Origin of the sequence: Gloeobacter kilaueensis JS1, assembly GCF_000484535.1 — a bacterium.
GTDB classification, from domain to species: domain Bacteria; phylum Cyanobacteriota; class Cyanobacteriia; order Gloeobacterales; family Gloeobacteraceae; genus Gloeobacter; species Gloeobacter kilaueensis.
In genome coordinates this window covers 3,626,080-3,646,031 of the sequence record NC_022600.1, presented here as the reverse complement: position 1 = coordinate 3,646,031, position 19,952 = coordinate 3,626,080, and the positions used below count along the sequence as shown (strand labels likewise).

21 protein-coding genes are annotated in these 19,952 nt (G+C 60.9%); 6 read left to right on the top strand and 15 right to left on the bottom strand.

The window, feature by feature from the left end; all coding sequences use genetic code 11:
- Positions 1-11 precede the first annotated feature (11 nt).
- The 8 genes from GKIL_RS16925 to GKIL_RS16890 all read right to left on the bottom strand — a co-directional run bounded on the left by GKIL_RS16925 (position 12) and on the right by GKIL_RS16890 (position 8,426).
- On the bottom strand, positions 12-842 hold the full coding sequence (locus GKIL_RS16925; protein ID WP_023175013.1) for an ABC transporter permease: 831 nt from the start codon (positions 840-842) through the stop codon (positions 12-14).
- 2 nt (positions 843-844) lie between these two features.
- A complete protein-coding gene (locus GKIL_RS16920; RefSeq protein ID WP_023175012.1) occupies positions 845-3,298 on the bottom strand; it encodes a GumC family protein in 2,454 nt (817 codons plus the stop codon).
- Positions 3,299-3,321: 23 nt separating this feature from the next.
- Positions 3,322-4,440, bottom strand: coding sequence for an SLBB domain-containing protein (locus GKIL_RS16915; RefSeq protein ID WP_023175011.1), 1,119 nt, complete (start codon positions 4,438-4,440; stop codon positions 3,322-3,324).
- A gap of 327 nt (positions 4,441-4,767) precedes the next feature.
- Positions 4,768-6,048, bottom strand: coding sequence for a serine hydroxymethyltransferase (glyA, locus tag GKIL_RS16910; protein ID WP_023175010.1), 1,281 nt, complete (start codon positions 6,046-6,048; stop codon positions 4,768-4,770).
- A 50-nt stretch (positions 6,049-6,098) separates the two neighbouring features.
- Positions 6,099-6,542, bottom strand: a complete 444-nt coding sequence (locus GKIL_RS16905; RefSeq protein WP_023175009.1) for a molybdenum cofactor biosynthesis protein MoaE — start codon at positions 6,540-6,542, stop codon at positions 6,099-6,101.
- A 6-nt stretch (positions 6,543-6,548) separates the two neighbouring features.
- On the bottom strand, positions 6,549-6,794 hold the full coding sequence (locus GKIL_RS16900) for a MoaD/ThiS family protein (protein WP_023175008.1): 246 nt from the start codon (positions 6,792-6,794) through the stop codon (positions 6,549-6,551).
- A gap of 13 nt (positions 6,795-6,807) precedes the next feature.
- Positions 6,808-7,995, bottom strand: a complete 1,188-nt coding sequence (locus tag GKIL_RS16895; RefSeq protein ID WP_023175007.1) for a class I SAM-dependent rRNA methyltransferase — start codon at positions 7,993-7,995, stop codon at positions 6,808-6,810.
- The gene (locus GKIL_RS16890) at positions 7,992-8,426 is read right to left on the bottom strand and encodes a hypothetical protein (protein ID WP_187293941.1); all 435 of its coding nucleotides are present in this window, start codon (positions 8,424-8,426) and stop codon (positions 7,992-7,994) included. Before GKIL_RS16890 ends, GKIL_RS16895 begins: the two co-directional genes overlap by 4 nt.
- 52 nt (positions 8,427-8,478) lie before the next feature.
- On the opposite strand from GKIL_RS16890, the gene cbiT reads away from it, so the two are divergent.
- Positions 8,479-9,084 carry a precorrin-6Y C5,15-methyltransferase subunit CbiT gene (gene cbiT / locus GKIL_RS16885; protein ID WP_041244935.1) on the top strand — a complete coding sequence of 202 codons (606 nt, stop codon included), beginning with the start codon at positions 8,479-8,481 and terminating at the stop codon, positions 9,082-9,084.
- 15 nt (positions 9,085-9,099) lie between these two features.
- Here the strand turns inward: cbiT and GKIL_RS16880 are convergent, their stop codons facing one another.
- Both GKIL_RS16880 and GKIL_RS16875 read right to left on the bottom strand, forming a co-directional pair.
- On the bottom strand, positions 9,100-9,438 hold the full coding sequence (locus GKIL_RS16880; protein ID WP_023175003.1) for a hypothetical protein: 339 nt from the start codon (positions 9,436-9,438) through the stop codon (positions 9,100-9,102).
- Positions 9,439-9,798: 360 nt separating this feature from the next.
- Positions 9,799-10,149: a hypothetical protein gene (locus tag GKIL_RS16875; RefSeq protein WP_023175002.1), complete on the bottom strand. Its 351-nt coding sequence runs from the start codon at positions 10,147-10,149 to the stop codon at positions 9,799-9,801.
- Between the two features lie 169 nt (positions 10,150-10,318).
- Between GKIL_RS16875 and GKIL_RS16870 the strand changes: the two genes are divergently transcribed.
- The 5 genes from GKIL_RS16870 to GKIL_RS16850 are packed head-to-tail and all read left to right on the top strand — an operon-like array spanning position 10,319 to position 15,434.
- Positions 10,319-10,996 carry a ferric reductase-like transmembrane domain-containing protein gene (locus GKIL_RS16870; protein WP_023175001.1) on the top strand — a complete coding sequence of 226 codons (678 nt, stop codon included), beginning with the start codon at positions 10,319-10,321 and terminating at the stop codon, positions 10,994-10,996.
- A gap of 38 nt (positions 10,997-11,034) precedes the next feature.
- Positions 11,035-12,807 carry a signal peptide peptidase SppA gene (gene sppA, locus GKIL_RS16865; RefSeq protein WP_023175000.1) on the top strand — a complete coding sequence of 591 codons (1,773 nt, stop codon included), beginning with the start codon at positions 11,035-11,037 and terminating at the stop codon, positions 12,805-12,807.
- Positions 12,808-12,861: 54 nt separating this feature from the next.
- Positions 12,862-14,055 carry a geranylgeranyl reductase gene (gene chlP, locus GKIL_RS16860; RefSeq protein ID WP_023174999.1) on the top strand — a complete coding sequence of 398 codons (1,194 nt, stop codon included), beginning with the start codon at positions 12,862-12,864 and terminating at the stop codon, positions 14,053-14,055.
- Complete coding sequence (locus tag GKIL_RS16855; RefSeq protein ID WP_023174998.1) at positions 14,036-14,932, top strand: glycerophosphodiester phosphodiesterase family protein; 897 nt, start codon at positions 14,036-14,038, stop codon at positions 14,930-14,932. The genes chlP and GKIL_RS16855 overlap by 20 nt, the downstream gene beginning before the upstream one ends.
- Positions 14,933-14,990: 58 nt before the next feature.
- On the top strand, positions 14,991-15,434 hold the full coding sequence (locus tag GKIL_RS16850; protein WP_245595859.1) for a hypothetical protein: 444 nt from the start codon (positions 14,991-14,993) through the stop codon (positions 15,432-15,434).
- Between the two features lie 271 nt (positions 15,435-15,705).
- Here the strand turns inward: GKIL_RS16850 and GKIL_RS16845 are convergent, their stop codons facing one another.
- The 5 genes from GKIL_RS16845 to GKIL_RS16825 form a co-directional block, all read right to left on the bottom strand.
- Positions 15,706-16,047, bottom strand: coding sequence for a DUF760 domain-containing protein (locus GKIL_RS16845; RefSeq protein WP_023174996.1), 342 nt, complete (start codon positions 16,045-16,047; stop codon positions 15,706-15,708).
- A gap of 65 nt (positions 16,048-16,112) precedes the next feature.
- Positions 16,113-16,829, bottom strand: coding sequence for an RsmE family RNA methyltransferase (locus tag GKIL_RS16840; RefSeq protein ID WP_023174995.1), 717 nt, complete (start codon positions 16,827-16,829; stop codon positions 16,113-16,115).
- A gap of 3 nt (positions 16,830-16,832) precedes the next feature.
- A complete protein-coding gene (locus GKIL_RS16835) occupies positions 16,833-17,204 on the bottom strand; it encodes a HesB/IscA family protein (protein ID WP_023174994.1) in 372 nt (123 codons plus the stop codon).
- 14 nt (positions 17,205-17,218) lie between these two features.
- Positions 17,219-18,421, bottom strand: coding sequence for an IscS subfamily cysteine desulfurase (locus tag GKIL_RS16830; RefSeq protein WP_023174993.1), 1,203 nt, complete (start codon positions 18,419-18,421; stop codon positions 17,219-17,221).
- Between the two features lie 72 nt (positions 18,422-18,493).
- Positions 18,494-19,942, bottom strand: a complete 1,449-nt coding sequence (locus GKIL_RS16825) for an IPT/TIG domain-containing protein (RefSeq protein WP_023174991.1) — start codon at positions 19,940-19,942, stop codon at positions 18,494-18,496.
- Positions 19,943-19,952 lie beyond the last annotated feature (10 nt).

The window sequence follows — 19,952 nt, the reverse complement described above, 5'->3', positions numbered from 1 at the left end:
ACTGCTACTTTCTAGATCACGTCAGAAAAAGTTTTCTCGGTCCTGCGAAAATACCAGATGCCGCTTACGAGCAACAGCGCGACAAGGCTGAGGGAGAGCAAAAAACCCGGCCAGTAAAAATAGACAAATACGGAGTTGCCGATAATTGCCCAGCGAAAGCCGTCGATCACGCCGACCATCGGGTTGAGCGAGTACAGAAGTCGCCAGTTCTCTGGTACCAGATTGCTGCTGAAGCCCACCGGGCTGATATAGATGCCCACCTGCACGATAAAGGGCACCAGAATCCGAAAATCGCGGTAGCGCACGTTCAGGGCCGCAAGCCAGAGGCCCGCCCCGAGGCCAGCAGCAAAGACGACCAGCGTCAGCCCCGGCAGTGCCAGAAGCCGCCAGCTTGGCCAGTAGTGGTACCAGGCCATCAGGGCGGCGAGCAGAGCGAGGGAGATCAAAAAATCGGCAAAGCTCACGATCACCGCACTTATCGGCACGATGAGGCGCGGAAAGTAGACTTTTGTGACCATGCTGGCGTTGTTGACGACGCTGTTGGAGCAATCGACCAGGGCCGTCGAAAAAAACTGCCAGGGCAGCATCGCCGCAAAGACGAGCACTGGATAGGGCACCTCGCCGGAGGACAACCGGGCCAGCTTGCTGAAGACGAGGGTGAAGATCGCCATCGTGATCACAGGCCGGACCACCGCCCAGGCCACTCCGATCACCGTCTGCTTGTAGCGCACCAGGATGTCGCGCCAGGCCAGAAAATACAGCAGCTCGCGGTAGCGCCACAGGTCGCGCCAGTACTGGCCCTCGGAGCGGCCCGCTTCGATCAGGAGTTCCTGGGTCTCCATCGCTAGCGGCGACCTGTGCGGTTGCCAAAAAGACCGCTCAGCATCCCCCGGCGGCGACCATTGCCGTTGCCGTTGTTCTGGGCCTGCATCTGGGCGACGGCAGCAGCGTCCGGCGGCGACTCACCGTAGTAAGAAGTGTAATACTGGTAGTAATAGCCTTCGTTGCCGTCGTTGAGCATGTTGACCACCAGACCCGCCAGTTCGCACTGGCTGCTGCGCAGAATTTCGAGCACGCGGGCGATTACCGAGCGGGTCGAGCGCTCGATGGCGACGATGAGCACCACCCGATCGACGCGGGAGACGATGCTCTGGGCATCCGGCAGACCGACCACCGGCGGCGTATCGACGATCACGTAGTCAAAGTTCTCGCGCCACTGGGCAAGCAACTCGGTCATCTTTTCGGAGTTGAGCAGGGCGACCGGGTTGGGCGGAATCGGTCCGGAGGTGAGCAAGGTCAAATTGGGGTTGCCGCCGGACTGGACCAGTTGCTGCCAGGGCGTCTCGGTGGCGATTGCAGTGCTGAGGCCGCGCGAGTTGGGCAGTTCTAAGAAGCGGTGCAGGTTCGGTTTGCGCATGTCCGCATCGACCACCAGCACGCGCTTGCCAAATTCGGAGAGCACCAGGCCCAGGTTGTAACTGATGATGCTCTTGCCCTCCGCCGGAATCGACGAGGTAAAGAGCAGGGTCTTGACGCTGTTGTTGGAACCCAGATAGCGCAGGCTGAGAGCTAGAGAGCGCAGCGCCTCCTTAAAAGGAGAGCGGGTGTACTGCCGGGTGACGAGCCTGTCGCCAATCACCACCCCGTCGCGGCTGGGGGCGACCAGGGTCTCAGTCAGGTTCTCGGTCTTGGGAATCGCGCCGAGCAGAGGCAGGCCGGTCAGTTCCTTCGCTTCCTCGACGCCCTTGATCCGCTCATCGATCAGATCCGGCACGAAGGCGGCCCCCAGACCCAAAAAGACGCTGGCAATAAAGCCATACAGCAGGTTTTGATCGATCTTGGGCGATACGGGGGTGTCCGGCAGATCCGGCGGTTCGAGCACGCGCCAGGGCGAAGTCTCCTGGGCTTCGGTGATCCGCAGTTCTTCGAGCTTGGTGAGCAGGCCGTTGACGATCTGGCTGTTGACGTTGTAGTCGCGCTGCAGTTCGGTGTACTGCTGCTGCAGTTGGGGAATCTTTTTGAAGCGGGCGACGATGTCGTTCTGGGCCTTGGTGAGGCTCGCGAGCTGCGCTTTTTGGACCGAGAGGGTGACCTGGGTGCTGAGCAACTGGCTTGCCAGCGACTGCTGGATCGTCTGGCGCACCGGGGCCGCTGCCAGGCTCCGCGCTTCCGGCAAAGCAGCCGGGGCTTTACTCGTTGGGGCAGCGGGCGGAGCAGGTTCGCCCTTACTTGCAACGGTGGCGGGAGTTGGGGCGGAGGCGGCGGGGGCAACGGGCGGATTGGCCCCCCCACTGCCGGTGATGGCACTATCTCCCAGGGCCGGCACAGCACCGCTCTTCAAGCCGAGCTTGGCCACCTTGGCGCTACCGAGGACACTGGTGGCCTGCTCCTGCAATAGGCGCAGGTAGATGTCGCGCTGCTTTTTAAGATCACCCACCGGCTTGTAGGCATCTTTGAACTTGGCGCGCTGCGAAACGTAGTCGGCTTCGGCGTCCTTGTACTTGGAGACCAGGCGCGTGTAGGTCGGATCCTGGCTCAAGATCGTCATCGACAGGGCAATATCGGGATCTTCGCCCACCTGGGCGCGCAATTCGGAGTACTGCCTCTGGGTCTGGGCAAGGTTGATCTGCAGATCCTGGATGCGCTGCTGGAGGCTCTGCTGGACCTCGGCGACGCTGGTGGCGTAGCCGTCCGGATCCGGGATGTCGTAGCGCTTGCGAAATTCGCGGATGGCAATGGCGGTCTGGTTGAGAACTTTTTTGGCGCGAGGCAGCTTGGCTTCGATAAATTTGATCGCGTTGTCGGCCTGGCCGCGCTTGCTCTCGAGGCTGTACTCGACGTAGGTCGCCCCGAGGGCGGTGAGGACCGCCTTGGCCCGCTCCGGGTTGGTATCGCGGTAGGCCACCCTGAGCACTCCGGCGTCGCCAATCTGGCTAATCGAGATGTTATCGGCGGCAGTGGTCGAATTGAGGATGTTAAAGGGCGGGGCCAATCTGTGGATGGCGCGGCCAATCAGCGAGCGACTTTTGAGAATCTGGATTTCTGTTTCGAGATTGGCGGCAGAAGGCAGAGCGCTTTCGGTGGTCTGGACAACCGGTATCTGCTGGCGGTTGTCCACCAGGATCAGCGTCTCCGACTCGTAGATATAGGGTCTGGTGTAAGTAAAGGCAGCGACCCCGCCAAAGACAGCGACAGCGACGCTCAGCGAGAGGAGTTTGCGCTTGCGCAGCGTTCTCCAGATCGAAAGCAGATTGAAGTTGTCGCTCGGCGGGCCAAGGCTGGCCTGGGGATTAACCATGATTGTCCTGAAGTGCGAGGGATCTAATAACGAAAAAGATTGACCAGACTATTGAGATAAAAGACGGGACTGAGGTACTGAAGCGTGTTGACCAGCGAGCCGCCAAAGGAACGGGGTACGGAGATAATATCGCCTTTTTTAAGGGGCGGGTTTTTCTGGGGGTCGCGGCCCTCCTCCAGGTACGCGGCCAGTTGCTTGCGGGTGACGGTACCGTCCGGGTTGAGGCGCAACAGCTGCACCGATTTCCAGTCAGCCCCGTCGGTCAGTCCACCGGCAGCGACCAGGGCGTCGGTGAGAATAGCGTTGGGCGAGACGTTTACCCGGCCAGGCTGCCTGACCTCGCCCAGGACGCGCACCTCGATCGTGTTGGGGGCGATCGTCGAGGCGAGCACCTGCTCGATGTTGTAGTTGGGTTTGTCGGCGCTCGTCTTGGGCACCGTGAGCGAGTCGCCGTCGAGCAACGGCACATCCTGGGAGGTGTCGCCGGTCTGCAACAGCGCCCAGAGGTTGATCTTCTGGACCGAGTCGCGGCTGCTGCCCGGCAACTTGCGCCGCAGGGTAATTTGCTCGACATCGGCGGAGTCGGTGACACCGCCGGCCAAGTTGAGCGCTTGAGAGACGGTGAGCCGTCCACCGCCGACGCCGCCCGTCGTTCCCTCGCCGGAACCCACCTTGACCTGGGTGTTGCCTGCTCCCTGGGTGAGCGTGTAGGGGCCAGGGCGATTGACCTCGCCTAGAACAGCGATCGTGAGGGGCCGGGGGGAGGTGATCGCGACGGTGATCTGGGTGTTTTCGAGGTAGGGCCGGTACAACTCGGTCAACTCCGCCGCCGCTTCCTCCTGGGACATGCCCGCAAAGCGCACCGCTCCGATAATCGGCAGACTGGTCGTCCCGTCCGCCAGGATCACCCGGCTGGTGGTCAACTCCGGCACCCCAAAGACATTCACCTCGATCGTGTCGCCGGGGCCAATCCGGTAAGCGCTGGTCGCCGCCTGCAGATCGAACTGCTGGACCGGCGGCTGTGCCGCCACGGGGACACTCTGGGCCAGCGCCCTGCTACTGCCAAAAAGAAAACCGCTCAAAAGAAGAATCGCCGGGAGCGATCGGGAAACTGGATGAGGGAAATGTAAAATTTGTACCATCGCTTCTTCCTGCCGTGTCCATCTTATAGCTGGTGTCCTGGGATGATCCTTTCTGAGATTTTTAAGAGTTGATGAAGTTTACTGTCAAGAAATTTTGCGCACACGCCCCCTGCTCTACGGCCTCCTGTCGCACAGACTTGTATAGATTGGGAGGCTACGGTGAAGGGGCTGAGATTGACCAATCATCGAAGCCCGCTCCCTGGCGAAATAGCCGGTTTTTGATTTTTACGCGAAGTCTACCGTATCGCTGCCCAACTGGCTAGGGAATACGGGGAGACTCCCTCCTATAGATGAAGAATTCTTGACGAATTTAATCTTGCGAAAATGCTAGCGGCTGACGGGCAGGGCCGCTACCAGGCCGAGGTGCTCGTAGAGCGGAAAGCGCTGGCAGAGCGATTGGACCCGTAAGCGGCAGTCAGCTTCGATGCGGGCGTCCGTCGGGTTTTGTAGCCGATCGGCGAGGATGTCGCCGATGGCGCTAAATTCGGTACTGCCCAGGCCACGGGTGGTCATCGCCGGTGAGCCGAGGCGCAGGCCGCTGGTGATAAAAGGCTTTTGCGGGTCGAAGGGGATCGTGTTTTTGTTGGCGGTGATCTGAATGTCGCTTACGAGCAGGTCGGCTTCTTTGCCCGTGAGGCCGACTGAGCGCAGATCGACGACCATCAGGTGGTTGTCGGTGCCGCCGGAGACAAGCGAAAGGCCGCGCTGGGTGAGGCGATCGGCCAGAGCACGGGCATTGGCGATCACGGCTTTTGCGTAGCTCTTGAATTCGGGGCGCAGCGCTTCGCCGAAGGCGACGGCCTTGGCGGCGATCACATGCTCGAGCGGTCCGCCCTGGATGCCGGGAAAGACCGCTTTGTCAAATTTTTTGCCCAGCGCTTCGTCGCGCGTCAAGATGAGCCCGCCCCGTGGCCCGCGCAGGGTCTTGTGGGTAGTGGTCGTCACCACGTCGCAGTGGGGGATCGGGTTGGGGTGCTCACCGGCGACGATCAGCCCTGCGATGTGGGCGACGTCGGCCAGCAAATAGGCACCCACCTCGTCGGCGATCGCCCGGAAGCGCTCAAATTCGATGCGGCGCGGGTAGGCGGAGTAGCCGCAGATGATCAGCTTTGGCCGGTGGGCAAGGGCCAGCTCGCGCACCTGATCGAAGTCGATGCGGTGGTGGGTCGGATCGACGCCGTAGTGGATTGCCCGGTAATAGAGTCCGGAAAGGTTGACCGGCGAACCGTGGGTGAGGTGGCCGCCGTGGCTGAGGTCCATCCCCAGGATCGTATCGCCCGGCTCAAGCAGCGCCAGAAAGACGGCGGCGTTGGCCTGGGCACCGGAGTGGGGCTGGACGTTGGCGTGGGCTGCGCCAAAAAGGCTCTTGGCCCGGTCGATGGCGATCTGCTCGATGGCATCGACGAACTCGCAGCCGCCGTAGTAGCGCTTGCTGGGCAGTCCTTCGGCGTACTTGTTGGTGAGCACCGAGCCCTGGGCGGCCATCACCGCCGCCGAAGTAAAGTTCTCGCTGGCGATGAGTTCAAGGTGGGTACGCTGTCTTTCCAGTTCCCGGTCGATCCAGCTGGCGACTAGCGGATCCGATGCGCGCAAAAGATCGTCACTCACAGCCTTAAAACCCGTTCCAAATCAGCTACTACAGCGCAACCGTAACACATTCACCCCTGGGCTGAAAGCAGAAGCGAGCCTGTCACCCAGTCGCTGTTGCCGTCGGCCCAGTGCTCTTTTTTCCAGATCGGTGCGTCGCGCTTGAGCGCATCGATGGCGTACTGGCAGCCGGCAAAGGCATCGGCGCGGTGGGCGTTGCCGACAGCGACGATCACGCTCGCCTCCCCGATGGCAAGGCGGCCCAGGCGGTGATGAACGACAATCCGGCCCGTCGCAGGCCAGCGGGAGCGGATCTCGGCGGCAATCTGCTCAAAGACCGCGAGCGCCATCGGCTCGTAGGCTTCGTAGTCTAGAAAGGCGACCGCCCGGCCTCCGGTGCTCGTGCGCACGGTACCGACCATGATCACAACAGCGCCTTGCCCGCTGTCGGTGCCGAGATCGTAGGCGCTCTGTAGATCGAGGGGTTCTCGGGTAAAGCGAAAATCATTGTTCACACCGCCCTACCCCCCACTCACCGGCGGAATCAGCACCAGTTCGTCCCCGTCGGTAAGGGGCGTCTCAGGCGGTACAAAGCGGCAGTTGACGCCGTAGCGGACCACGCTGCCCCAGCGCTCCAGCACCGGTTGCTCGGCAGCGAGCTGGGTCTGAATCTGGGTACAGGTCGTGCCCCCCGGCACCTCCAGTTCCAACTCGTCGCGCTCGAAGGCTTCGCGGTAACTGGCAAAGAGCCTGACGTGGATTTTCATGCTCCGATTCTAATCACTCGATCTCCAGCAGCAGGTACTTGAGGTATTCAGTCTCAGGGATGTGAATCAAGATCGGATGATCCGGCGACTGGCCGCGCTGCTCGATGAGGCAGGCGATGCGGCCCGTGTCCTGGGCAGCGTCGCGGACCACATCGCGGAACATCTCCATGCTCAGGTGCGACGAGCACGAGCAGGTGACGAGCAGTCCACCCGGCACCAGCAGCTTCATCGCCCGCAGGTTGATCTCCTTGTAGCCGCGCAGCGCCCCTTCGAGCACGCTGCGGCTTTTAGCAAAAGCGGGCGGGTCGAGGATGATCATCTCAAAGCGGCGGCCCTCGCGATCGAACTCGCGCAGAATATCGAAGGCGTTGCCGGTAATCGCCTTGCACTGCGTAAGCTGATTGAGCTGGGCGTTCTGCTCGGCGAGAACCGTTGCCGATTCGGCAATATCGACGTTGAGCACCGAGGTGGCCCCAGCGAGAGCGCAATGCACACCGAAAGCGCCCGTATAGCCGAAGGCATTGAGCACGTTGCGGCCTGCTGCAAAGCGGGCCGCATGCAGCCGGTTAAAGCGCTGATCGAGAAACAGGCCCGTCTTTTGCCCCTGCAGCAGATCGACCAGCAGCCGGGCAGAACCCTCCTGGATTTCGACCAGTGGCGGCGGTGTCTCACCCCAGAGGGAGCCAACCTGCTCTTTGAGCCCTTCAAGTCGCCGGACCGGGGCGTCGGAGCGCTCGAAGACGCCCCGTGGGCTACCCAGTTCGACCAGGCAATCGACGATCACCTCCCGCCAGGGCTCAAGCCCGAGAGCCAGCAGTTGAACGACGATGAAATCTTCGTAGCGGTCCACCGTCAGACCCGGCAGGCCGTCCGCCTCGCCGTGGATCCAGCGGAAGGTGCGAATCTCGCTGCCGAGAAAGCGCTGCCGGTGGGCGAGGGCTCTAGCAAAGCGCTCCAGCCACCAGACGCGATCGATCTCGATGTCCGCGCCGCGCTCGAGATAGCGCACGGCGATCTGCGACTGGCGATTGAGAAATCCCCGTCCACAGAAGCGGCCCTGGGCGTCGATGACATCCACCATGCTGCCGTCCGCCACCTGCTCAGCAGAAGGAAATCGAGCAACTTCACTGGCAAATATCCAGGGGTGGGTGCGGCGGTTGCGACGCTGGGGCTTCAGCTGCACTGCCGGCAGAGCGCTCACTCGATTTCCCGAACCGCAGCAATGCGATGCAGAGGCAGACTCAGCACACTCGCCCAGGTCAGAAAGTAGGACAGCGCGCTGGTCAGCCGCAGGCTGCGCACGATCCACTCGCTTTCAAGCCAATCGAGTCGCACGACGATCACCGTCGCGCAATAGACAATCCAGAAAGCGAAAATCATGGCAAATAGACCTTCATCGACTTGCTCCAGTTCGCTTGGCGCGGTGCGCCGAAAGGCGAAGACGAGCACCAGTCCAGCGATGCAGGCCAGGAATGAAAGATAAATGATTGTGTCCTGCCAGACAATGCTTCCCATGATGACACCCAGGCTATGACTGCAAATGAGAAGCAGTCTAGCGGAGGCTGAAACAGTCAGATCAAAATGGCAACCAAATGAAATATTCCTCCAGGCAGAAGCGCCGTTGCCCTCCAAAGAGCAGGTCGCCTCGGTTAGGTTAGTGGGCGATCCGCCGAGCAAGAATCAGTTGGCAAGTTCCGATTCGCTTTGGCCCTACTCCACACCTGGCCTCCCGGACGAGCTGTTCGAGCGCATTCCGGGCATTCCCCTCAGTCCAAGGGAGGTGCGGGTGCTGATGCTCTCGCAGCTGCGGCTGCACTGTGGGGCCGTACTCTGGGATATCGGTGCGGGGACCGGCACGATCGCCGTCGAGGCGGCCCTGCTCTGCCCGAGCGCGCCGATCGTGGCGATCGAGCGCGACGAGGAGGTGGCGGAGTTGATCGAGCGCAACTGCCACAAGTTTGCGATCACCAGCGTCGAAGTGCGGCGCGGTAGCGCCCCGGAGTGCCTGAACGCACTGGTAGAAGATCCCGATCGCGTCTGCATCGAGGGCGGCCAGTCTCTACCGGCGGTTCTGGCGGCAGTCTGGTCCAGACTGCGCCCCGGCGGCAGGGTGGTAGCGGTGACCTCGACCCTCGAAGGGCTCTATCAGATCACCGAAGGCTTTGCCCAGTTGCAGGCCCGCCAGGTCGAAGTCGTACAGGCGGCCATCTGTCGCCTTGAGCGGCGCGGCGCGCAGCAGGCGTTTGTCGCCCTCGATCCGACATTTGTGCTCAGCGGCGAAAAGCTCTAAAGCTGCGCAAAGTGATTAGCTACTGTAAGGGCAGAAGGAGGCACAGTTGCTCTCGCGGTAGGGAGCGATCTTGCCGCACAGATGGCAGACATTGAGAGCACTCTGCGGCTGTGATTGTTGCTTTTCGAGCTGCTCGAAAGTTTGCTCGGCCCACTGCACAAAGCGCAATTCGTCGAGACCGGGCACACCCAACTGACAGCAAGCTGTCTGAATGTCGGCAATGATCCGATCGAGCGGGTGGCCCTGGCGATAGCTGCGTTCGACCAGTTCGATGAAAAATACTTTGAAATCGAGGTCAAGATCGGCGGGACCGCACTCGATCACCGGTTCGACGGACACGAACGAATCTTGCATGGGTGCTCTCTTTTTATCAATAAGAATGTGACTAGACGGAGCAGAGCCGCTTGCGCCAGCTTGCGAGGTTCCGACTATTCGCTTCCTATCCTATTGAAACCCAGTGGCCAATTTGGGGTCCGGTCCGCTAAAAGCTTTAATTCTTCACCAACAGAAACCTCAAACAATTACCAAGGTTTCTTGATTTGAAGAATCAAGAGTTCTTCGCTGCGTTTCATGCTGCTGTTGCGCCCCTCAGCCGTATTTGAGGGCGAGGGCGTGCCGTCCGGCAGATGATTGAAAGCTCAGGGAGCGCTCAACAAAAAGGCAAGGTCGTCTCTGACCCTGCCCTGGGTGCTTGAGTGTCCGTGGGGTCGTGTTTCAGATGCCGTAGGGGCAGAAGGAGGCGCAGTTGGTCTCGCGGTAGGGACCAACCTTGCCGCACAGCTTGCAGACCGCCAGGTTTGCATTCGCATCGACGGCCCGCAAGGGCAGGTTCTCGCGGCGCTTGAGGGCAAAGATCGCCTCCTCCGCCCACTGCTCCAGCGGCATCTCCGCCAGGCCCGCTACTTCCAGTTCGCGGCGCACGGTGGCGATGTCCTCCTTGATGCGCACAAGGGACAGACCCTCGCGGTAGCTGCGCTCGACGAGATTGACAAAGAAGCTCTTGAACTCGAGATCCAGTTCAACCCGGCCATCCTTGAGCTGGGGCATCGCGTTCGCCGAAAACATGGGCAACTCCATTAAGCTTTGTAAACTACCTGTAATTTAACTTAACAATAATTGAGGGACACTGTCAACCCCGTCCGACAAGACGAGTCAGACGACTTAAAAGCTGTCTTAAGAACGGCTGCGGATCTGCCGCTGCACAGTAGCGTAAAGAGGAAGCCTTCGAGTCTGTATGTCCAAAGAATCGACCAGCCCGATCGAGCAACGCGAGCCTGCCGGGGTAGACCTCTCCCCCGGTCGGATGAGTGATGGCCGCAAACTTACGTGGCTTCTGACGGCGAGCCTGCTCGGGTTTGTCGCTGCCAGCTTTTTGCAGAGCAGTGACCATCTGGTGCAGCAGCGGTTGAGCGAGGTGGAGGGGCATCTGGCGCTGGTCTGTCTCGGGTTGACTCTGGCGGCCCGGCCTCTCAGCCGCTTCTTACCGGGTCTGCTCAAGGAGCGGCGCTATCTGGGGCTTTTGACCTTTGCTTTTTCGCTGCTGCACACGTGGTCGCAGATCGTGCATGTGTTGGGGGGCAGTCTGGACGGGATGTTCTTTTTGCCGCGAGACATGCAGTTTGGCGTGATGCTCGGTATATTCGCCCTGCTTGCGATGGTGCCCCTGGCGCTCACGAGCAACAACTTTTCGGTGCGCCTTTTGCAGGGAGCCTGGAAGAGCTTGCACCAGGGCGTCTTCTTCGTCGCCTTTCTGGCTCTGCTCCATACGCTGGGAACGGGCGTTCACTATCCGCTGGTGGCTCAGACGCCGCTGACGATCGCCTTTGCCCTGGTGCTGGCCGCTTTGAGCTTTTGGGTCTGGCGGCTGCGCAATCAGCCAAAGGATAAGGATCCGGCCAGGGATCAACAGTAAAGCTTTGTTAGAATCGCGCTGACGGTTGGCAGCAAAAGATGAACATTCTCAGGCAAGTCGGCGTCTGGCTGGTGCGCGTTCTGGCGGTGTTTGGCGGGCTTTTTCTGGTACTGGTGCTGGTGGGTCTGGTGGGACTCGTCCTGCTCAATCGCGGTCCCCAGATTGCAGACAACTCGGTTCTCGAAATTAAGCTCGCAGGCGATCTACCGGAGAAGGCGAACAGCGATCTGCTCTCGGGACTATTGGGCAGCGACACCCTTACTCTCAAAGACCTCCTGGGGGATCTGAAGAAGGCGGCAAAGGACAACCGAATCAAGGCTGTCCTGCTGCGCATCGACGGTGCTGCCCTGGGGTGGGCCCAGACAGAAGAGCTGCGCGACGCCCTGGTTGCCCTGCGCAAGAGCGGCAAGCCCGTCACCGGTTATGCCGAGCTGATGAACGAGCGGCTCTATTATCTGGCCCTAGCCTTCGACCGCTTCTACATGCCTCCCGGCGGCATCTTCGAGATGAACGGCCTGGTCAACTCCACCAGCCACTATCCGGGACTGTTCGCCAAACTGGGCATCGGCGTCCAGTACTTTCGCTACGGCAAGTACAAGTCCCAGAGCGGCGAATCTTTGGGCCGCGTCGCCTTCAGCGAGCCGGTCAAGGAGATGATTAACGCCAACTTGAGCGAACAGTTCGAGACCTTCGTCGCTGCCGTCGCAGCGGGCCGCCGGATTCCAGTCACCGAAGTCCGGGGGCTCGTCGATGCGAGCGGCCTTTCGGCTGAGTGGGCATTGAGCCACCGGCTCATCGACGGCGTGGCCTACTGGGACGAGGTCGAAAGCCAGCTTAAAAAGCAGACCGGCAGCGACCCAGACAAAAACCTCCAGACCGTGAGCGCCACCGACTACACCCGCGTGGCCCCGGCCTCGGTGGGACTGGCGGTGGGAGCTAACAAAGTTGGGCTCATCGTCGCCCAGGGTCTCATCGTCTCAGGCAATGGCGGCAGCCCCAACCCGCTTTCCGATGGACCGACCCAGGGTTCTGAACCATTGATCAAAGCGCTGCGGGAAGCGGGCCGCCGCGACGAGATCAAAGCCGTCGTCCTCCGGGTCGATTCTCCCGGCGGGGCAGGGATCGGCTGCGACCTTGTGCGCCGCGAAGTCGAGAAGTTGCGCGCCAAAAAGCCCGTGATCGTCTCGATGGGCGATTCGGCGGCAAGCGGCGGCTACTGGATCTCGATGGACGCGACGGCGATCGTCGCTCAACCTTCGACCCAGACCGGATCGATCGGCATCTGGTCGGTAGTGCCCAATCTCCAGAAGCTCTACAGCAACCTCGCCCTCACCCCCGAAACCTTCAAGCGCGGTGCCCACGCCGACGAACTCATCGGCCTCCGCCCCCTCAGCCCCAGCGAAGCCCAGGGCTACGATGAGCGCTTGCTCTTCGAGTACCGGCGCTTTGTGAGCCTCGCCGCCCAGGGCCGCCACAAACCCGTCGCCGATCTCGAAAAAATTGCCCAGGGCCGCACCTGGCTCGGTCGGCGCGCCCAACAGCTAGGTCTCGTCGATCGCCTGGGCGGCCTCGATACGGCCCTTGCCCTGGCTGCCGACAAAGCCAAGCTCTCCCCCGATTCCGTTACTTTTGAACCTATCGACCAAGAATCCAGCCCCCTCGCCTCGCTGTTGGGTCAAGACGCCCTGCGCCTCATCCTGCGCACCCTCGGTATCGAGCAGACCGTCCGGCAAATGGCCCCCACTACCGGGTTCGATCTGCTCTTCAAAGAACGCCTCTTCCCCCTCGCCTCGCCCGAAAAATTTGACTGAGCGTGTTAAGATGCGCTCCAAGTCAGCTGTTTCGCGCACGAGAAGGAGAGGCCGGTGACACTTCGAGTAGCAGTGGTAGGGTCAGGACCGGGCGGTTCGAGCGCCGCCGAAGTCTGCGCCCAGGCCGGTTTTGAGACCTATCTCATCGAGAAGAACCTCTCCAACGCCAAACCCTGCGGCGGGGCGATCCCGCTGTGTATGGTCGATGAATTTGACCTGCCTGAGTCGATCATCGACCGGCGCGTGCGCAATATGTCGATGATCTCACCCAGTAACCACGCCGTCGATATTTCGCTCACCAACCAGAACGAGTACATCGGCATGTGCCGCCGCGAGGTGCTCGACAGCTTTTTGCGCAACCGCGCCGCCAAACAGGGCACCCACCTGATCGAGGGTACCTTTACCGAGTTGAAGCGGGGCACGCCCTATACCCTCGAATACCGCGACAAGGCGGGCAGGGCCCACACCCTCAGCGCCGACATCGTGATCGGAGCCGACGGCTTCCATTCCAAGATCGCTAAGACCATCGATGCGGGCGAAGTGCCTTACGCCATCGCCTTTCAAGAGCGCATCCAGTTGCCGCCGGACAAGATGGCCTACTACGAGGACCGGGCTGAGATGTATCTGGGCTTCGATGTCTCACCCGACTTTTATGCCTGGATCTTTCCCAAATCGACCCACGTCGCCGTCGGCACCGGCACGATGTCTCCCAACAAGGACGGCATCCGCCGGATGCAACAGGCGCTCCGGGCGCGGGCCGGCGACAAGATTGCCGGAGGCAAGATTATCAAGATCGAAGCCCACCCTCTACCGGAGCGCTCCCGTCCCCGGCGAGTGGTCGAGCGGGTAATGCTCGTGGGCGACGCCGCCGGCTATGTTACCAAATCGAGCGGCGAGGGCATCTACTTTGCGGCCAAGTCAGGGCGGATGGCCGCCCAGGCGATCGTCGAGGCGGCGGAAGGGGGCAGATTGCCCACAGAGGCCCAATTGCAGCAGTACGTCCAGCGCTGGGACAAGCAGTACGGCCTGACCTACCGGGTACTCTCGATTCTCCAGGATGTCTTTTATCGCAGCGACGCCACCCGCGAGGCGTTCGTCGAGATGTGCGCCGACCGCGACGTGCAGCGGCTCACCTTCGACTCTTACCTTTATAAGACGGTCGTGCCCGCCAACCCCCTCGTCCAGGCCAAGATCACCCTCAAGACCCTCGGTTCGCTCATTCGCGGCAATGCCCTCGCCCCTACCTGAAAAGCGGCCACTGATCATCGCCCACCGGGGGGCAAGCGCTCTGGTTCCAGAAAATACCTTGCCTGCGATCGAGAAGGCTCTCGACCTGCGCGTCGATGGCATCGAGCTGGACCTCTACCTGAGTAGAGATAGCCAGGTAATTATCAGCCACGATCCAGGCCCACTTCCCGGCAAGTGCAGGCTCAGGACAGCTTCCCTGCCTGCTGATCCCCCATTTTGGAGCAGTCTTACTCTGTCAGCAATTCAAGATAATTACATCGCAGATTGCAGCCTGGTAACGGTCCAGTTCAAGGAAGAAGGGCCACTTTATACCGGCAGGCTTGCACCGGAGATTATGAGAAATGTCCGCAGCATCTTTGCACCGCCGAGCCTCGATCAGGTCTTTGCGCTGTTGAGAGCCTACGCCAGTCTGGGGGCAGAGCAGACAGATTATCTGCAAAGACTGCGTCTATTTCTTGAAATAAAGCGCACGCCATTTTATGACCCGCTCTGGCTTGGCCCCGGCGCGGATCGCTTTGAGCAAAGTCTCATCGAGGCCGTCGAGCGCTGGCATTTCTGTGAGAATGTAATTGTTCTGTCCTTTACAGTTCGGGCACTTCAGACGATCAGCCAACACTGGAGTGCTCTGCAAACGGGTTTACTGACAGCCCATACACCCATCAATTTGCTTGCCGATACTCGATATTTGAAGACCCAAATATGGTGCCCGGCTTACCAGTCCCTCGATCGGGCCGCTGTCCTTCGGGCAAAGGACGCTGGTTTGCTGGTAATACCCTGGACTGTCAACTCTGTTGCCGAAATGAATATACTGATAGAATGGGGAGCGGACGGGATCATCGCTGACGCTGCTCACAGCCTGTTGGCGTTCTGGCGATAAAAAGTCACAAAAATCGCCCACCAGTTTTTCTTGAAGTCCGCTATGTTTGATGTATAGTTTGCAACAGCAAGCTATGATCCCGGAGGGAAATCAGCAGATCATGGAAAACCAGGACAAAATTGAGAGTGCTCTCAAAGCACTCCACAAGAAGAACGCGCTGCCGATGCAGAGCAGCCAACTCGTTCGTGAACTTGCCGCCGAAACCCAGCTCTCGGTGAGCACGATCTATCGTTACCGCCACGTCTGGAAACGTTTTGCCTACAAACCGCGTACCAGTCTCGATGAAACCCTTGAAGCAGCTAAAACCGACGAACGCTTTCTCATCAGCATTCGGATGCCCGGAGAACTGCTCAAGTGGCTCAAGGACGAAGCGCAAAGACGTCACGTCGGCTATCAGTCCTTCCTGATTTCGTTATTGACCTGGGCGAAAGGTTCCACTTTACTTTCGACCGATGAAGATGACTATCCTGGCCTTAATGACAAGGAAACTGGCGTGCTCTAACTCACTTTGCGCTGCCCCCCTTCTGCCTGACAAAAGGCTGTCCGCTCCGCTTCCGCTGATTGATGGGAAAATCAACAGAGGTTGGCCAATTGGGTTGAGTAATGGGCCAGACTCCTTCTTCCTCTGAAAAGCAACTCCTTATGCAGCGGATGCATATAACTACACCTGGAGCGTTTCGGGATTTGTTCTCCTGATTCTGTCCACAAAAATCCCCCCTTCTTAGGAAAAAGAAGGGGGGATTTTAGCGGCGCACACAGGTAGTGGCGGGCTGCTACGATTCTTCAGCTTCACCGATGGCCGAGTTGAGCTGGCTTTCCAGTTCCATGCGCGTCTCGACGTTGCGCAAAAAATAGCCGGTCATCATCGCCGAAGCGAGCAACGAAGAGAGGCTATCGCGGTTGGTGGTGACCTGGACGCTGAACTGGGTACTGGGCAGCGAGCCCATCAGGCCCTGGATGTTGCCTGCGATCAATTGCTGCACCTCGGGGGTAATCGACTGGGCGATCTGAGCGAGCAACTCGGGCGATTGCCGCTGCAGGTAGCGCTGCAACTTGTTTTCGGTGGGTCGCTCGCCGTTAGAATCGGCGCGGTCAGGATCGAAGGGGACAAGCATCGGGCAACCTCAGGCGGTTTGTAAATTCTCGTTACATCGATCGTGGCACCTGCATGGGGAGAGCGTCAAGCGTCCTCAGTCAGCCCTTCATCCCAGGCGGCGAGCCAACTCAGCGCCACCAGCGGAGCAGTTTCGGCACGCAAGATGCGTTTTCCGAGGCCACATTCAGCGAAGCCGGCGGTGCGGGCACGAGCAACCTCCGCCTCCTCGAAGCCGCCCTCCGGCCCAAAGACGAGGGTGATCCGGGGAGTCGGCAGAAATCGGAGCAGCGATGGCCGCCCGCCACGGGCCGTACACACCAGCCGCACCTCGTCCTGGCAGGTGGCGACGAAGGCAGCAAAATCGGCGGGCAGCTCGATCACCGGCAAGATTAGCCGCTCCGACTGCTCAGCGGCCTCGCGCACGATCGCCTGCCAGCGCCGGTGGCGGGCAGCATCCGGGCGGACCACCGAGCGGGCAGCGATGAGCGGCACGATGCGCCCTACCCCCAGCTCGGTCGCCTTCTGCAACAGCCAGTCCCAGCGATCGCCTTTAGGCACAGCGCAGGCGATCGTCGCGATCGTCGCAAGTTCGGTCTGCTCAGCGGCGATAGGTCCGGCCAGCTGCAGAAATTCCCCCGCCAGTACCGCCTGCCAGAGCTGGCCCTGACCGTTAGCCACCGTCACCTTTGCCCCGTTGCGCAGCCGCAGCACCTGCCTTAGATAGCGCGCCTGCGCAGCCGTGAGCTGGGCGCACTTGCCCTCAATCTGGTCAGGTTCGATCAGCAAGCGGGGGGCACGCACGCCCTAGGCTGAGAAGGAACTGCCGCAGGAGCAGGTGCGCTCGGCGTTGGGATTGTTGAACTGGAAGCCACCGCCCAGCAGCTCGTCGCTGTAGTCGAGCACCAGGCCATACAAAAAAAGCAGGCTCTTTTTGTCGCTCACCAGTTTGAAACCGTCGTGGTCGAAGACTTCGTCGCGCTCGCCGATGTTGGCGGCATCCTCAAAGTCCATCGTGTAGGTGAGCCCGGAGCAGCCGCCGCCCTTGACACCGACGCGCAAGATCAGATCCTCGCTTCGGCCTTCGCACAGGCGGCGCACCTCGGCGAGGGCGTTCTCGGTCATCTGGATACCGCGCCTGGGTAGACGGCGGGGAGTAGTCGTGCTGCTGCTAGTCATTGCTATTGCTCAATTTAGGAACTTGCGACGGCCTGCCGGTTGAGGTGAGCTTCCCAGGCCGGTGACAGCTCGCGCAGGCGGTTGACCACCTCCACCACTTTAGCGCTGGTACGCTCGATATCGGCCTCCGTATTGAAGCGGCCAATTCCAAAGCGCAGTGAGGCGTGGGCCAACTCGTCGTCGAGGCCCAGAGCCCTCAGCACGTGACTTGGGGCGAGGGACGCCGAGGTACAGGCCGAGCCGGAGGAAAGGGCGACCGTGTCGGCCAGCCCCATCAGGAGCGCCGTTCCCTCGACGCCGGCAAAGGCGAGGTTGAGGTTGCCCGCGAGGCGTTCATCGAGCGAGCCGTTGACGATGACACCGCTCAGACGGCCTGTAATCTGCTCAAGTAGCCGGTCGCGCAGGGCGCGCAGGCGCGGAGCTTCGGCAGATAGATTCGCGACGGCCTGCTCTACGGCTGTTCCCAGACCGACGATGAGGGGCACCGCCAGGGTACCCGAGCGCATCCCCCGCTCGTGGCCGCCGCCGTGAATCTGAGCAGTGAGGCTGACGCGCGGATTTTTGCGCCGCACGTAGAGCGCACCGATGCCCTTGGGACCGTAGAGCTTGTGGCCTGAAATCGACAGCAGATCGATCCCCAGTGCCTGCACATCGATGGGCACCTTGCCCACCGCCTGGGCGGCGTCGGTATGAAATACAACGCCGTGCGCCTTAGCAATCCGGCCAATTTCGGCCACCGGTTGCAGAACACCGATTTCGTTGTTGGCGAACATCACCGAGATCAAAATCGTCTCGGGGGTGATCGCCGCCGCCAGTTGGGCCGGGTCAATCAGCCCCCCGGCGCTGACCGGTAGATAGGTGACGCGGTAGCCCTGATGTTCAAGAAAGCTCATGCTGTCGAGCACGCACTTGTGCTCGGTGCTCACGGTGATCAGGTGGTTGCCCTTCTGGCGGTACGCCTCGGCCACCCCCTTGATCGCGAGATTATTCGATTCGGTGGCACCGCTCGTGAAGACGATCTCCCGCCCATCGGCGTGCAGGGCAGCGGCAACCCGCGTGCGCGCCAGTTCGACCGCCTCTTCTGCTTCCCAGCCGTAGGGATGGCTGCGGCTCGCTGCGTTGCCAAACTTTTCGGTAAAGTAGGGCCACATCGCCTCCAGCACAGCCGGATCGACCGGGGTGGTGGCCTGATTGTCGAGATAAATAACCTGATTCATAAATGGAACCCACCTTCCAGGTGCTGCATACAAAATAGGACCGGAGCGGTTCTATTTCGCACCTATTCTACTTTATGGCGGCGGCAGGACCGGCGGGCCAGTGCGCGGCAGGACAGCGAAGACCGTGCTGGTGCTCACCGTCTGGCCGTCGGGGTTGACAAGTTGAATGCGACCGCTCGCCACACCGTCTGGCAGTTGGGCCTGAACGCGGTTGCTACTAATCGAGAAAATGGGTAGTTCGAGAGCACCGAGGCGCAGCCGCAGGCCGGGCTGAAAATTCTGGCCCGACAGGGTGATCACCGTTCCGGGTGGACCCTGCACCGGAAAAAGCCGGGTGAGCCGGGGCGGGGCAGTCAGCACCTGCACGGTCGCCGCTGCCTGGACGATGCCCGCGCTCACGGTGATCGCTGCGTTGCCGAGGGGCGAGGTGGCCGGTACCTGCAGAAGCAAATTGGCCTGCCGGTGCTGGCTGTCGAGATAGTTCGGATTGAACTGGGCACTCCAGCTGTCGGGCAAGTTGATCACATTCAAGTTGACAAGATTGTTGACCTGGCCGGTGGCGACGAGCTTGAGCAGCACCTGGCTACCGGGCTGTGCTGTTGCCACCCCCGGTTGCAGACTGAGGGCAAAGGTCGGAACGAGGAAGTCCGTAGCGCTGGTGGCACTTCCGGCGGGGGTGACGACGACGATCCGGCCAGTCCTCGCGCCGCGCGGCACGCTCAACTGCAGCTGATTGGGGCCGGAGGCCGTAAATGGTGCGCGCAGGCCACCAATAGTAACGGCGGTTGCCGTCTGCAACTGCGTTCCGCGAACCGTAACGCTGGTGCCCGGCAGTCCTCCCGGTGGGCTGAAGCCTGCGATCTCAGGGGGCGGTGGCCGGACGATCAGATTAAAAGAGGCGTACTGGCTATCGGGCGGGCTCACCCCCGAGACGCGCAGGGGATAGACACCCGCCGCCGCACTCGTATCCGCCGCCGCTACAAAATTGACATTGCTGTCGCCGCCGCTTAAAAGTGCCGGTTCAAAGCTCGCCACCACCCCGGCAGGCAGAGCACTGAGCAGACTGAAGCCGATCGGGTTGTTGGTCTGGGGCTGGCCAATCACCTGCAGTTGCAGACTGGCGGTGCGCCCCTGCAGAAGTACCAGTTCTGCGGCGGTCGGCTGCAGCTGAAAACCGCTGGTGGTGACGATCAAGTTGAAGGTGCGGCTGGCGGTCTGACCGTTGCTGTCCTGGACCTGGACGGTGAAAGTTGCGACGGTCGTCGCACTGGGCGTTCCTTCCAAGCGCCCACTCGTACCGTCGAGGCTGAGGCCGCTGGGCAGATTGCCGTTGCTCACCGACCAGCTAAAAGGGGCGGTGCCGCCTACCACCTGAAAGGTGTAGCGATACGCCTGGCTCAGGTTGCCGCTCGGCAAATTTGTGTCGATGAGTACCGGGGGCGTCTGGGCAACGAGCGGTAGCTGGATACCCCCCAGCAGGAACAGCACGAGCGCCCATCTTGCTATCCAGTGCCGCTCCATCGCTGCTTAA

What these genes read in the sequence shown, in the direction of transcription:
- GKIL_RS16900 (WP_023175008.1), bottom strand. Translation starts at nt 6,794, where the DNA reads ATGAAAATCCACGTCAGGCTCTTTGCCAGTTACCGCGAAGCCTTCGAG.
- GKIL_RS16830 (WP_023174993.1), bottom strand. Translation starts at nt 18,421, where the DNA reads ATGAATCAGGTTATTTATCTCGACAATCAGGCCACCACCCCGGTCGAT.
- sppA (WP_023175000.1), top strand. Translation starts at nt 11,035, where the DNA reads ATGAACATTCTCAGGCAAGTCGGCGTCTGGCTGGTGCGCGTTCTGGCG.
- GKIL_RS16880 (WP_023175003.1), bottom strand. Translation starts at nt 9,438, where the DNA reads ATGCAAGATTCGTTCGTGTCCGTCGAACCGGTGATCGAGTGCGGTCCC.
- GKIL_RS16855 (WP_023174998.1), top strand. Translation starts at nt 14,036, where the DNA reads ATGCCCTCGCCCCTACCTGAAAAGCGGCCACTGATCATCGCCCACCGG.
- GKIL_RS16915 (WP_023175011.1), bottom strand. Translation starts at nt 4,440, where the DNA reads ATGGTACAAATTTTACATTTCCCTCATCCAGTTTCCCGATCGCTCCCG.
- GKIL_RS16925 (WP_023175013.1), bottom strand. Translation starts at nt 842, where the DNA reads ATGGAGACCCAGGAACTCCTGATCGAAGCGGGCCGCTCCGAGGGCCAG.
- GKIL_RS16875 (WP_023175002.1), bottom strand. Translation starts at nt 10,149, where the DNA reads ATGTTTTCGGCGAACGCGATGCCCCAGCTCAAGGATGGCCGGGTTGAA.
- GKIL_RS16825 (WP_023174991.1), bottom strand. Translation starts at nt 19,942, where the DNA reads ATGGAGCGGCACTGGATAGCAAGATGGGCGCTCGTGCTGTTCCTGCTG.
- GKIL_RS16920 (WP_023175012.1), bottom strand. Translation starts at nt 3,298, where the DNA reads ATGGTTAATCCCCAGGCCAGCCTTGGCCCGCCGAGCGACAACTTCAAT.
- GKIL_RS16870 (WP_023175001.1), top strand. Translation starts at nt 10,319, where the DNA reads ATGTCCAAAGAATCGACCAGCCCGATCGAGCAACGCGAGCCTGCCGGG.
- GKIL_RS16845 (WP_023174996.1), bottom strand. Translation starts at nt 16,047, where the DNA reads ATGCTTGTCCCCTTCGATCCTGACCGCGCCGATTCTAACGGCGAGCGA.
- GKIL_RS16835 (WP_023174994.1), bottom strand. Translation starts at nt 17,204, where the DNA reads ATGACTAGCAGCAGCACGACTACTCCCCGCCGTCTACCCAGGCGCGGT.